The sequence below is a fragment of the Noviherbaspirillum galbum genome (genome assembly GCF_010974945.1).
GTDB classification, from domain to species: Bacteria; Pseudomonadota; Gammaproteobacteria; order Burkholderiales; family Burkholderiaceae_D; genus Noviherbaspirillum; species Noviherbaspirillum galbum.
Genome location: NZ_JAAIVB010000078.1, coordinates 138465 through 151292, shown reverse-complemented (window position 1 = coordinate 151292; position 12828 = coordinate 138465). Strand labels below are relative to the sequence as shown.

Here is a 12828-nt window from a genome sequence, read left to right as displayed (position 1 = left end):
AAACTAGCAGTCACAAAAAAGATGGTTGATCCACGCGATGTTAGGGTTTTCAGTCCGACTCAAGTTCAGCTGGTCGACACGGTTCAGTGGTAGATGTTTGAATGGAAAAGCGATGAAGCCAAACAACAATACACCCTCATGCCTCCTTGGTTTGCAGCTGAATGAAACTGGCGCACTGCGAGGCAGGCGCCTCTACGATGCGAGAAGCCTGCATGTCAGCCTGCGTCAATTGCGAATGCTCCACGCGGTGGTCGACTGCAATGGTTTCACCGGCGCCGCCAACCACCTTCACCTCAGCCAGTCCGCCATCAGCTATTCGATTGCCAAGCTGCAAGAGCAGCTCGGCGTCTGCCTGCTGAAGGTCGAAGGCAGGAAGGCCTATGTCACCGAAGAGGGCCGCACCTTGCTCGAACGTTCGCGCAACCTGATGCACGAAGCGCTCGAACTGGAAGTGCTCGCGGAAAAGCTGCGGGACGGCCTGGGCAGCGAAGTGCGCCTGGTCGTGGACGGCAACTTCCCGAACAAGCTCCTGATGTGGGCCCTCAGGCAATTCGACAAGGAGGCCGGGCACACGCAGGTTGCGCTCAAGGAAGCGGGTCCCGCCGAAGCGGAAAACCTGCTGCGCGACCATGGCGCCCACCTGGCGATCAGCAGCAACGTGCCGCGCGGTTTCGCCGCCGATCCGCTGATCTTCATCGAGATGATCGCGGTCGCGCATCCCATGCATCCCTTGTTCCAGCTGCATCGCGCGCTGACGGTCCAGGATCTCGAAAACCAGGTCGAGGTCGTCGTCTCCGGCAGCGTGACGCCGCCGCTTGCGAGCAGGCGGAACAGCGCGAGGCGGGTGCCGCCGTGGCATGTGAGCGGCATCGACCGGGCGATCAATGCCCTCTCCGAGGGATTCGGCTATGCGTGGCTGCCCCGCCATCACCTGGAGCCCTTGCTGCAGAAGCACAGCCTTCGCATGTTGCCGCTGGAAGGCATCGCGGCGCAGACCAGCATGCTTCACCTGGTGTATTGCAACCCGATACGCCTGCACGCGGGCGCGCGCAAGCTGGCCGAGATCCTGCAGGACATTTCCGGCGAGTCGTCGCACGGCCAGGTTGGCGCGGCATCGAACGGCGACCAGGGAACCGCCTCCCTGCCTTGACCGCAATGCGGTGCGGGAAGACGCCTTCCTCGCGGAAGGCGCTTCTGCATGGCGTCAGTGCGTCAGTGCGGAAGGTCGAACAGCAGCACTTCCGCATCATCGGCCTGGTTCAAGGTCACAAGGGCCTCGTCGCTCAGCTTCAGCGCATCCCCGCCGGCGAGGCTCACGCCATTGACGCTGACGTTGCCGCGGATGACGTGCACGTAGGCAAGGCGCCCGGACTGCAGTTCATGCCGCACCTCGTGGCCCTGCCCGAGGATGGATGCGTAGACGCGCGCATCCTGGTGCACCGATACCGAGCCGTCCTTTCCATCCGGCGACACGATGAGGCGCAACTGCCCGATCTTCGACGCCTGGTCGAAATGCTTTTCCTCGTAGCCCGGCGTCACGTTCTGCACGCCGGGTTCGATCCAGATCTGCAGGAAATGCACCTGCTCGCTGTCGGACGGGTTGTACTCGCTGTGCCGTACCCCCGTTCCGGCGCTCATGCGCTGCACGTCGCCGTAACGCAGCACGGAACCGTTGCCCATGCTGTCCTTGTGCTCGAGCGCGCCGCTCAGCACATAGGAAACGATTTCCATGTTGCGGTGCCCGTGTGTGTCGAAGCCCGCGCCCGGCTCGACCCGGTCTTCGTTGATCACGCGCAGCGGCCCGAAGCCGTTGTGGCGCGGATCATAGTAATGGCCGAACGAAAAGCTGTGGTTCGAATCCAGCCAGCCGAAGTTGGCGGTGCCACGTTCATTGCCTTTGCGGACTTGCAGCATGATGCATCCTTTCCAGTTTGGTTCGAAAATTTTGAATGCCCTTGTCGCTGACGTTCAGGCCGTTCCATCCGGCCTTTCTCAACGCATCTCTCTCGACATGGTTGTATTATGGTGACGCCGGCCCGGAAATCAAAACGGAAAGTTTACCGTCCAATGATCGAAATTTTCGAATGCCCATCCCATGCTGAAGCTTAGCCTCGACGCCCTGCAGATCATCGACGCCATCGATCGCCGCGGTTCCTTCGCGCGCGCCGCCAAGGAGCTGTTCCGCGTGCCGTCGACCATCTCGTATACCGTCGGCAAGCTGGAAGAAGACCTCGGAGTGCAGATTTTCGAGCGCTCCGGCCCGCGGGTGGAACTGACGGCGGCCGGGCGGGAACTGCTGCGCGAAGGACGCTACCTGCTCAAGGCGGCGGGCGACCTGGAATGCCGGGTGCGCCGCGTCGCCTCGGGCTGGGAAACCGAATTCATCATCGGCATGGACTCGCTGTTCTCGCCGTTCGGACTTCGCGATGACGTCGCCGACTTCTATGCGTGCACGGACCAGACCCGCCTGCGCATCGTCCAGGAATCCATGTCTGGCACCTGGGAAGCGCTGCTCGACGGACGCGTCGACCTGCTGGTCGGAGCGGCAGGCGAGGGGCCGTCCGGCGGCGGCTATACCACCTTGCCGCTGGGACAGATTCCTTTCATCTTCACTGTCGCGCCGGGTCATCCCCTGGCCGCGGTAAAACGCCCCCTGGCCAAGGACGACCTGCAGACCTGGCGCGCCGTTTCGGTTGCGGACTCCGCGCGCAGGCTTCCCGCGCGCACCGTCGGCCTGCTGTTCGGCCAGGACGTGCTGACAGTGCCGGACATGGAGACGAAGCTTGCCTTCCTGGCAGCCGGCCTCGGCGTCGGCTTCCTGCCCGAGGCATGGGCAAGGCAGGCGATCGCATCCGGCCTGCTGGTGGAAAAGGAGGTGGAGGAACCGAGGGCGCCGGAATCCTTCCACCTCGCCTGGCGCAGCGGCGAGGAAGGACAGGCAATGACGTGGTGGATGGCACGCATGCAGGAAAACCCGCCGCTGGCGCGCTTGCTGGCGATGCCGGCGCCCGCGTCCTAGCGACTGCCCCGAGATTGCCGCCATGCATCGGAGGGCGCCGCCGGAATGACAGAACGGCAGGCGTCTTCGCCGCTCCAAGCTCTCATGCATGCCGGCCCGCATGACCCATCGCGCCGCGCAACGTCCAACCCCGCCATCCAGACAGGCAATCGTTTCCATGCACTACGCCCTTTCGCCACGCACCTTCTTCTTCAGCCATTACTTCTATACCGGCCTGCGCATCGCCACCGGCGTGGTAGGGATCGCCCTGCTGGCAACCCTTGCCTTCGGCGAACGCATCGGCGTCGCGGTTGCCTTCGGGGCTCTGTGCAACAGCCTGATGGACCTGCCCAGTCCCTTGAAGCACAAATTCAATGAGATGCTGACCAGCGTGCTGCTCTGCTCGGCAATCGCCCTGGTGAGCAGCCTGTGCGCGCCGCACCCCTGGCTGCTGGTCCCGCTGGCCGGCCTGGTCGGCTTCATCACCAGCATGCTGGTCGTCTTCGGACGCAAGGCTATGCCGCTGCAGTTCGCCGCGCTCTTCACCATGATGCAGACCGGCAGCAATCCGACCGGCGGCGAGCATGCCGTGGCCACCAGCCTGCTGTTCTTTGCCGGCGGCTTTTCCTACATGCTGTATTCGCTGGCCGTGTCGTGGTGGCTGCGCGAACGCATCAAGCAGCAGGTGCTGGCCGAGTCGCTCTACGCGCTCGCCGCGTATCTCCGCATCAAGGCGGGCTTCTACGATGCGCGGCGCGACCTTGGCACGCAATTCACGCGCCTCGTGCGCCAGCAGACCACGCTGGCGGAACGGCAGCAGGCTTCGCGCGACCTCATCCTGCGGGTGGCGCCGGCGCAGCGCGACACCTTGCTGGTGCGCGCGCATTACGCCATGCTGGATGTCTACGAGCTGGCGCTCGCCATGCACCCCGACTATGCCTTGCTGCGCAAGCATGTCTCCGACGGCGACCTGCTGATGGCGTTCGGCCGCCTCGCCGGCCTGCTTGCCGACGATCTCGAAAACGTTGCCTTCGCCATGGCGCAGAACCGCCTGCCCGCCCCGCCGCCGGACCGCGGCCCCGAACTCGACCGCATCGAAGCCCAGGCCCGGCAGGCGACCGACGCCGGCCGCTCCACGCCGGCCGCCGACTATGCGCTGCGCGTCACCATCGTCAAGCTGCGGGAACTGTTGCGGGCCGTCGAACGCCTGCACCGGCCCGGCAGCGGCGCAAGCATCCCCGAGCCGCCGGCGATACAGGATGCCTGGGCGCCCTTTCTCAGCCGGCAACGCTACGAGTGGCGCATCCTGGTGTCCGAGATCCGGCTCGGCTCGCCCACCTTCCGCTATGCAATCCGGGTCGCGGTCGGCATTTCCTTCGCGCTCGCGCTGTCGCGCGTCCTTCCCTATGCCACGCACGGCTACTGGATCGCCCTCACCGTGGCGGTGATCCTGAAACCGAACTACAGCATGACCCGGCGCCGGCGCAACGACCGCGTCATTGGCACGCTCGTCGGCTCGGTGCTCACGGCGCTGATCCTGAAGGTGGTGCATGCGCCGCTCGCGCTGCTGGGCATGCTGTTCATCGCCACGGCCGCCGCCCCTGCCTTCCTCAACATCCGCTACCTTTACACCGCGATCGCCGCCAGCGCCCAGGTCCTGCTGCTCATCGGCCTGACCACGCCGGAAGCCTCGCACGCCATGCTGGAGCGCCTGCTCGATACCGGCGTGGGCGTGCTGATCGCCGGCGTCTTCACCTACGTCCTGCCGTCATGGGAGTACGAGGACATTCCGCGCCAGGCCGACCGGGTGCTGGCGGCGAACCGCGGCTACATCGCCGCCTGGCGCAAGCTGCTGCTCGACGAGGATGCCGACGACTTCGCCTACCGCGTCGCGCGCAAGCGCTTCATGGATAGCATCGCCGGCCTTGGCAACGCATTGCAGCGCATGCAGGACGAGCCGGAGAACAAGCGCTATGCCTTGATGGAACTGGACCGCTTCGTGGTGCAGAACTATCTCGTGGTGGCCCACTGCGCCGCCATCCGGCTGATCATGCACCGCCATCCGGCCCCGCCGGAAAACGGCCTGCCGGCGGCGATGATAGAACGCATCGCGCGCGGCCTGGCCGGCCAGCTGGGCACGGCGCAGGAGGCGCTGCGCGCGCCCGAGGCGCGCCTGCGGGCGGCGGACGCGTCCGCCGCCCGGGAGGACGGGACCGAGGAGACGTCCGATGCGGCGCGGGCGTGGACGGGTTACCGGCTCCTGCAGCAACGCGCGCGTCAGCTTGCAAGCGACGCCGACGTGATCACCGGTGTCAGCGCGGCCATCGGCTCGGTCTTCCGGCAAGCCGGCGTGGCGGTGGGCGCGGCGCGGGACAGCCGGCCGGGCTGAGCGATGTTCCCTAAGCGGATGCTAGTCGATGATGCAGCGCGAGCGCGCCAGCGAGATGGCTTCGGTGCGGTTGTGCGCGCCGAGCTTGGCATTGATGTTGCGGAGATGGGTCTTCACGGTGGTGATGGAAACGAACAGCTTTTCGGCGATCGCCTGGTTGCCGTGACCCTTCGCCAGCAGCACCAGCACGTCGAGTTCGCGCGAGGTCAGGTCGCTCTGCTGGACGGGTGCGCGCGCCAGCGCGGAAGGCGGCGGCGTCGTCAGGCCAGTGGTCGACGGCTCGCCCCGCATCCTCTGCATGAAGGCCAGCAGGCCCGCGCGATCGCGTTCCTCGCGCTCCCCCGGCTCGCCGCTGCCGTCGAGCAGTTCGCGCAGCAGGCCGAGCAGCAGCGGACCTTCCTCCTTGAACGGCCGGACGATCCCTTCCGGCATGGCATCCTCCAGCACTTCCTTGATGGTGCGCAGGGCGAGGTTGCGCTGGCCGGCCAGGTGCAGCGCCAGCGCATGCAGGATCTTCACCCGGATGGCATAGCGGATACGTCCGCGCGCCTGGGCATCGTGCAGATGATCCTTGAGGCCGGGAAGGATGGCATGCGGGTTGCCGAAGCGGACATGCCAGCGGTAATGCGCGAGCGCCGGCGTCTCGATGTCGTTGGCCACCATCTGCACATGGCGGCACAGCCATGACGGCTGTTCGCCGACGAGCGCCAGCAGGTCGCGCGCCACGACCTGGTTGCCGTCGAGGGTCGCCTGGCGCGCGCGCTCCAGCCTTGCCATGTCGATGATGCGCAGCAGCCCGCGCTGCATGCCCAGCTGTTCGAGGTCGAGCAGGACATGCATGGCGTCGCCGCCCTGGCCCTGCTCGTGGAGGATGCGCGCATGCAGGACGTGGCTGGCGATGAGCTGGTCGGGAATGCCGGCGTCCTTCACGAGCGGCAGGTAGAGCTTGAGCAGGCGCTTCGCTTCATCGAGCGCGTCCGCCTCGTAGAGCGCCTCGGCGAGATACAGGCTGGCGAACCCGGTATCCGCGCCCTGGCGGGCGCAGCCGGCGTCCGCGCCGGCCTGCCTCGGCGCGTACGGCGCGGGATGGCCGATGAGGGCCTGCAGGCGCGCCGTCGCCGCGCGCAGGCGGCCTTGCATCAGGTCCAGCATGGCGTGCACGTAGCCGCCCACGGTGATGCTGAACAGCGGTCCGATGGCGGATCGCTCGCGGGTGGCGTGGTCGAGCATCACACGCGCCTCCTGGAAGCGGCTGGTGGTCGCCTGGTAATACGCGCAGCCGATCAGCAGCATGCTGCGCAGCAAGGGTTCCTTTTCCGCCGTCCCGAGGATGTGCGGGTCTTCCCACATGGCGGCGGTCTGCTCGGAGCGGTCGAGCATGAAGAGGCTCAAGGTTTTCAGCACCAGGTAGATCGGATGCGGCAGCACGCTGCCCGCGCCAGCGGTGGCGCTATGTTCGAGCAGGGCGAGCGCCTCCTCGCTGCGGTTGATGTGGATCAGCGACCAGGCATACACCGTCACCAGCGCAGGCCGCTCCAGCAGCGCCTCGTGCGGCACGCCGTCGAGCCAGCGCGCCAGCAGCCGCACCCGTCCGCGCAGCAGCAGCGACTCGGCATGCTTTTCCAGAAGTTCGAGGGTCAGTTCCTGGTCGCCGCATGCGAGCGCATGGTCGATCGCCGGGACCGGACGCTGCTGGGCGACATGCCACAGGGCGGCCCGCCGGTGCAGCACGGCCGCCAGGCCCGGCGATTGCCGTTCGAGCTGGCCGCGCAGGAAGCCGGCAAAGAGCGGATGGTAGGCATACCAGGCATGCTGGTCATCGAGTACGGTGACGAACATGCTGGAACGCTCGAGGTCCTCGAGTAGGCGGCGGCTGTCGCTGCGCCCTGTCACCGCGTTGCAGCTGTCGGCGCAGAAGGTCTGGAGGATGCTGGTCTGCAGGATGAAGTCCTGGACTTCCTTCGGCTTGTGCGACAGCACGTCCTCCGCCAGGTAAGAGGTGACGACGCTGTTGCTGCCGGTGAAATGGCTGATGAAGCGCTTCGGATCGTCGTTGTCCTGCAGCGCCATGGAGGAGAGCCACAAGGCGGCAGGCCAGCCGTCCGTCAGCTGGTGCAGCCGCTCGATGTCCTGGCCGTCGAGCGGCAGGCCGCGCTTCTCCCGCAGCAGGTGGCTGGTCTCCTGCACGCTGAAGCGCAATTGAAATGCATCGATCTCGAGCAGCTGCTGCTTCACCCGCAGCCGGCCGACGCTCATCAATGGCTGCTCGCGCGAGCCGATGACGATGCGCTGGCGCGGCCCGAGCATGTCGATCATCTGCTCGATGACCGAGAGCACGGCGGGATTATGGACATGCTCGAACTCGTCGATGATCAGCATGAAGGCGCTTTGCTGGCGCTCGAGCGCGGAACCGAGTTCGAAGTTAGATGGCCATTGCGCACCGGCGGCGTCATCGCCGTTCGCCAGGGCGAAGGCTTGGCCGAGGCACACCATGAAGCGGTCGAGGTCGTTGTCGCCCTGGTCCGCCGTGAGCCAGGCGACCTTCCAGCCCTCTTCGGCGCAGGTGTCGAAGACATGGCGCAGGAACGTGGTCTTGCCGAATCCGGCCGGCGCCTGGACGAAGGTCAGGCGCGCCGGATGCTCGCGCAGGCGTTCCAGCAGCCGCGGGCGGGCCACGAAGGGAAACCCCATCGCCGGCGGGCGAAGCTTGGAAGGCGCCGGCCGGAGCACGGGCGGCAGTTCACGCAACTGGTCTGGCATCGGAATGGCTGGTCACTTCGTTGTGACGAGGGGCAACAACGATGACATGAACTTGTCATCGAAACAATAGAGCGCGGCCTCTAGTTTATCTGCGGTAACAGTTTTGTCACGTCGCGGCGCAGCGAGGAATGACCCGGGAAGCCTGGAAGTTTCTTTGCGGACGCGGTGCGGCGGGCGTGGCTCTTTCAGCCAGATGTTTGGCTTGCGCGGTAAGGGGCGCGGCCACCGGATTTTGTTGCCATTGTCCTAACATGAAGGCTCTTAATATTGCTTTTATATTAAGACCAAAGCGGTGCCGGATTCTTGCAGGGAAGCGCCGGGCGATATCCCGGTTTCCAGTTCAGGGGTGTTCCAAAAGGGCACGGGGGCAGGAAGGCGGCAACCGCAACATGCTACGACAACTTACCGCATTCGCACATCTACTAGGAGACTTTCCATGAAACTGTTGAAGAAAACCGCCATCGCCGCTGCTCTCGCCTTCGTCGCCGTCAGCGCTTCCGCCATGACCGAGATGCAGGACGAATCCCTGAGCGCAGTGAGCGGCCAGGACGGCGTTTCCATCGCCGCCAACCTGAACGTGAACATCGGCGAATTCAAGTACACCGACACCGATGTGGGCACCGGCGGCTCGGTAAGCTTCTACAACATGAAGACGCAGGGCCTGATCGGCGCCACCATCGACGTCATCAACAAGAACGTGTTCAACGCGATCCTGGGCGCGAACGGCGTCACCCTGACGGCCGCCGCCGGCCCCTCGCCCGCCATGTGGAACGGCACCTCCGACGTGGTCCAGATCGCGATCCCGGCATCCATGCAGATCGACGATGCCAACAAGAACAAGATCCTGAGCATGTCCGTCGATGCGATCCGCATGGGCAGCGGCTACGATGGCTCCGCAGCAAGCGCCAACCTGGGCACCATCGCGGCCAACGCCAATCCGTCCTTCGGCTCGTTCCAGATGAACCAGGTCGACCTGCGCGGCACCACCGCCTGGATCTGGGCTCACTGATCCAAGCCATTTACAGCAACGTGATCCAAGGGTGAGGCAGCGCTTTCCGGCTTCGGCCGGGAAGCGCCTCTTTTTCCCGCCGAATCACGATACGTCACGGTTCTTCACCTTCCCTCCGCTTCCGACCCAGACCGCCATGCGCCTCATCATTGCCCTTTCCGGACTCGCCGCGGCAAGCTGCCTGCTGGCGCCGCCGACCGCATGCGCCCAGATGCAGGCGCTCGATGACAGCGAGCTGGCGCTCACCAGCGGCCAGGGCCTGCTCGAACTCACCAACAGCAGCGCCAACGGCTTCGACTTTTCACGCATCTCGCTCGGCGCGGACGTTGCGCTGAACGCCAATTTCCGCAACATGCGCTGGGGAGAATACAGCTATCCCGCGCGCAACGGCAGCGGCGCGGACATCGACATCGCGGCCCTGCAGTTCGGCCGCAGCGACGGCACGGCCGCCCAACGGGTGGTGCAGATCACCAATCCCTATTTCGAAGTCGTCTACAGGAACGGCGGCAATGCCGCCACGCGCGAGATCGTCGGCATGCGCTTCGGCTTCGACAGCATCGCCGGCGACATCGGACTGAAACTGAACACCCTGAGCGGCTCGATGCTCATCGATGGCGGCGCGGCGGGCACGCTCGACTCGCGCGGCGATCCCGGCGGCGGCAAGCGCTGGGACGGCGCCTGCACCGGCACCTGCCTGAATTTCAACCAGGTCGGCGCGATCCGGGCAGGCGATGCCAACGGACCCAGCCGCGACTTCTGGATGGCGGTGCTGAAGACGCCGGTGCAGTTCGCCGCGCCCAACCCGGCCATGCCATTGCCCGACGTGGCCCAGGCCGGATTCTGGATGAACTGGCGCGACCGCCTGACGGCGCTCAATGCCACCGGCGCCCTCCCGCCCAATCTGCTGGCCGGCGTGGCGGCCGCGAAATGAAGGCCATGTTCGCCATCCGCTCCGGCCGGCGTCCGCTGGCAACGGTATGCCTGCTGGCAGCCCTGCTGCCCTCCGCGCATGCCATGGAAGCATTGAACGACCAGGCGCTCTCCTCGGTGCAAGGCCGCGACGGCATGAGCTTCGACCTGTCGAACTTCGCGCTGACGAGCAATGCGCGCATCACCTACTACACTCCCGGCCCTTCGCCATCCAGCCTCACGCTGTCGAACCTGTCGGCGAGCCGCTCCGACGACCCGACGCTGCCCTTCGCCGATCCGTTCCGCCTCGACATCCGGCGCAGCGAAGCCGGCCTGGCGGATTTCCTCGAACTCGCCTTTCCCATAAACGCCAGCGGCAACGTGCGCTGGCAAGCTGCCCTCGACTGGAACGTCAACGCCAATGGCATCAGCCAGGACGGCGGCAGCGTGGTGCTGAAAGATGCCGCGCTGCTAGGCGGCGGCATCCAGCTCACCACGCCGCGCAGCGGCGACGGCTTCGCCTGGGGACTTGCGCTGGGCGCGGAGATCGGCAACCTCATCTTCCGGCCGCGTGGACGCGACGACGTCACCCAGGCCGACCCCGCCGGCGTCGCCGAACAAATGAACATGCGCGGCATCCGCATCGGCGCGGTCGACGCCAACGGCAACCTGACCCGTTCGCCCTGGCGCATCGCCGACGTGTCGACGCAGCCCGGCATCCTGCGCGCGGAAGCCGATGCTTCCGGAACGCCACGCCTGCGGCTGGGCATCGACTGGCCCGGCAGCGCAGGCGCGCCGGCGGGCGGCATGAGCATCGACAACATCTCCTTCAAGAGCGACATGACCGGCAACCTCGACCTCGGCTCCAGCCGCATCGGCAGCATGCAGATCCAGTACCTCGACATCCGGTTCCGCCCATGAAGCGCGCCCTATTCTCCTTCCACGCCTTGCTGCTTGCGGCTGCCCTCTCGGCGCTGCTCCTGCCGTGCGCCCGCGCCGACAGCGCGCTGGAGGAACTGCAGGGCTTGCAGCCCCTGCCTGATTCAGAACTCGAAGGCATCGCCGGCGGCGACGGCATCGGCATCGCGGCGCACATCGCGCTCAACGACCCGACCTTGAACAATCCGGTCACCGACAGCCGCATCGCCATCGGCCATACCGTCAATGGCGCGACCAACTACATCGTCATCAAGAACCTGCGCGGCAACGTCGACATCTCCGGCATGCTGCTGCAAGTGCAGAAGAAGCCGGACGGTTCGAGCTATCTCGAGCTGACCCTGCCCGAGCATATCAGGCTGGGCAACGTCGGCTTCGAATCGCTCAGCGTGCAGTCGGATCCGGCGGCGCCCGTCACGGGCAACCTCGGGCGCGTCTCGATCGACGGCACCATCAACCTGCAGGGCCAGCTCCGCGTCTGGGCCCACTAGACCCACCGGACCATGGCGCCAGCATGCGCGCGAACCCGGCAATGCCGCCCTCTTCCTTCAGGCGCCGCCGCAAAGATTGCGCCTGGCGGCGCAGCCTCGCCTTGAGGTCTCCCGCGGCCACCAGCGGGTGCCGCGCCATCTCCAGGCGGGAACGATAGATCGTCAGGTGGCACAGCCGGCGCTCCACGCCGAGCAGCCGGAACTTGTAATCGTGCGGCCCCCACAGGAAATGATATTCGCGGGCGCCGCGCCTTATGCATTCGCAGATCGTCAGGTAGCAGCAAAGCGTGCCCACCCGGTAGTCGTTCCACTCCGGATCATGGGCGATGGTCTCCAGGAAGACGTTGCTTCCCGCCTGGAAGTTGATCGTTCCTGCGATGATGCGTCCGTCGATGCGAAACACGCTCAGGATGCCGCATTCCTTGGCGAGCGCGACGATGCGCCGCGTCTCAACTTCGTCGATGCCGGCGACCTTGCCCTTCTGCTCCATGCGCAACTTGTTGAGCGCGATCAGGTCGAGGATGTCCTTTTCCCGTATATCCGCTCTGGACGCGATCTCATGACTGAGCGTGGGAAAGGTTTTCTTCAGCTTGTTCAGGTAACGCTTGATGTAGCTTCGCGTGGCGCCGCCGAGGCGGCTGAAATACGCTTCCTCCGTCGGAGGCAGGTCGAGCACGATGTCCTCCAGGCATTCATAGGCGAATGACGGATATGCCGCGACCGGATCGGCCTGAACCGCATGCAAGACAACCACGTCGGCATTGCCTTGGGAAAACATCTGGGCAGAAAAGCGCTCGAGAAGTGCTGCCGGGAAGCAATGTCCTTCGTTGAGCACGCGCACCCGGCGCCCATCACGCGTGAAGACGATGATTGCCGTCAATTCGTTGCCGCAGGATTCAACGTAGGAGCCGATATTTCCTGCCAGCATGCCAGTCAGCTTCCACTGCGCAGGCAGCGCATATACATTTCCATACAGCCGCGCCATCTGCGCCTCGGCATCGGCGGGCAGCCCGTCAAACACGAGTCCCTGCAATTCGGCGCAGGTTTCTCTTGAAGGTGAAAGATCCATCCGCATATCGTCCTGCAACGCCTGCTTCGCATGCATGTCTTGCTTTCTCCAGGGTAAGGTGGACGGCTCGCTCGCCGGTCCTGCAAATTGGATGACGCCACCTGCCCAAGTTCATCCGGCATGCAGCACGCGCGCATGCCTCTTGCGGCCACACAAGCCGCCCTTCCCCAAAGCATTTTATTGTTCACGGTAATGGTTGCCTTGACGAATCTCGATATGACCGGGAACAAATCCACCCTTGCTCCTTCTAAATGTGTTTCCGCTGAG

Annotated in this window: 10 protein-coding genes; 7 read left to right on the top strand and 3 right to left on the bottom strand. The window is 65.3% G+C overall.

The features are described 5' to 3' along the window. Positions 1-112: 112 nt before the first annotated feature. Positions 113-1150 carry a LysR family transcriptional regulator gene (locus G3574_RS23325; RefSeq protein WP_163967947.1) on the top strand — a complete coding sequence of 346 codons (1038 nt, stop codon included), beginning with the start codon at positions 113-115 and terminating at the stop codon, positions 1148-1150. Between the two features lie 62 nt (positions 1151-1212). Here the strand turns inward: G3574_RS23325 and G3574_RS23320 are convergent, their stop codons facing one another. After that, positions 1213-1914, bottom strand: a complete 702-nt coding sequence (locus G3574_RS23320) for a pirin family protein (RefSeq protein WP_163967946.1) — start codon at positions 1912-1914, stop codon at positions 1213-1215. Between the two features lie 181 nt (positions 1915-2095). On the opposite strand from G3574_RS23320, the gene G3574_RS23315 reads away from it, so the two are divergent. Then, positions 2096-3019, top strand: a complete 924-nt coding sequence (locus G3574_RS23315) for a LysR substrate-binding domain-containing protein (RefSeq protein ID WP_163967945.1) — start codon at positions 2096-2098, stop codon at positions 3017-3019. Between the two features lie 157 nt (positions 3020-3176). Beyond that, complete coding sequence (locus G3574_RS23310; RefSeq protein ID WP_163967944.1) at positions 3177-5387, top strand: FUSC family membrane protein; 2211 nt, start codon at positions 3177-3179, stop codon at positions 5385-5387. A gap of 21 nt (positions 5388-5408) precedes the next feature. Here G3574_RS23310 and G3574_RS28870 read toward each other — a convergent pair whose 3' ends face one another. After that, positions 5409-8147, bottom strand: a complete 2739-nt coding sequence (locus tag G3574_RS28870) for a LuxR C-terminal-related transcriptional regulator (RefSeq protein WP_163967943.1) — start codon at positions 8145-8147, stop codon at positions 5409-5411. Positions 8148-8583: 436 nt separating this feature from the next. Here G3574_RS28870 and G3574_RS23300 point away from each other — a divergent pair, with 436 nt between their 5' ends. The 4 genes from G3574_RS23300 to G3574_RS23285 all read left to right on the top strand — a co-directional run bounded on the left by G3574_RS23300 (position 8584) and on the right by G3574_RS23285 (position 11492). Further along, positions 8584-9156 carry a DUF6160 family protein gene (locus G3574_RS23300; protein WP_163967942.1) on the top strand — a complete coding sequence of 191 codons (573 nt, stop codon included), beginning with the start codon at positions 8584-8586 and terminating at the stop codon, positions 9154-9156. 136 nt (positions 9157-9292) lie between these two features. Next, a complete protein-coding gene (locus G3574_RS23295) occupies positions 9293-10087 on the top strand; it encodes a hypothetical protein (RefSeq protein WP_163967941.1) in 795 nt (264 codons plus the stop codon). Next, entirely contained in the window at positions 10084-10986 is a 903-nt protein-coding gene (locus tag G3574_RS23290) for a hypothetical protein (RefSeq protein WP_163967940.1), read from the top strand. The genes G3574_RS23295 and G3574_RS23290 overlap by 4 nt, the downstream gene beginning before the upstream one ends. Further along, positions 10983-11492: a hypothetical protein gene (locus tag G3574_RS23285; protein ID WP_235953584.1), complete on the top strand. Its 510-nt coding sequence runs from the start codon at positions 10983-10985 to the stop codon at positions 11490-11492. The genes G3574_RS23290 and G3574_RS23285 overlap by 4 nt, the downstream gene beginning before the upstream one ends. Here the strand turns inward: G3574_RS23285 and G3574_RS23280 are convergent. Further along, positions 11455-12561 (bottom strand): GNAT family N-acetyltransferase, encoded by a 1107-nt coding sequence (locus G3574_RS23280; protein ID WP_163967939.1) that lies wholly within the window; start codon positions 12559-12561, stop codon positions 11455-11457. The two genes, G3574_RS23285 and G3574_RS23280, sit on opposite strands and share 38 nt — an antisense overlap. Between the last annotated feature and the right edge of the window lie 267 nt (positions 12562-12828).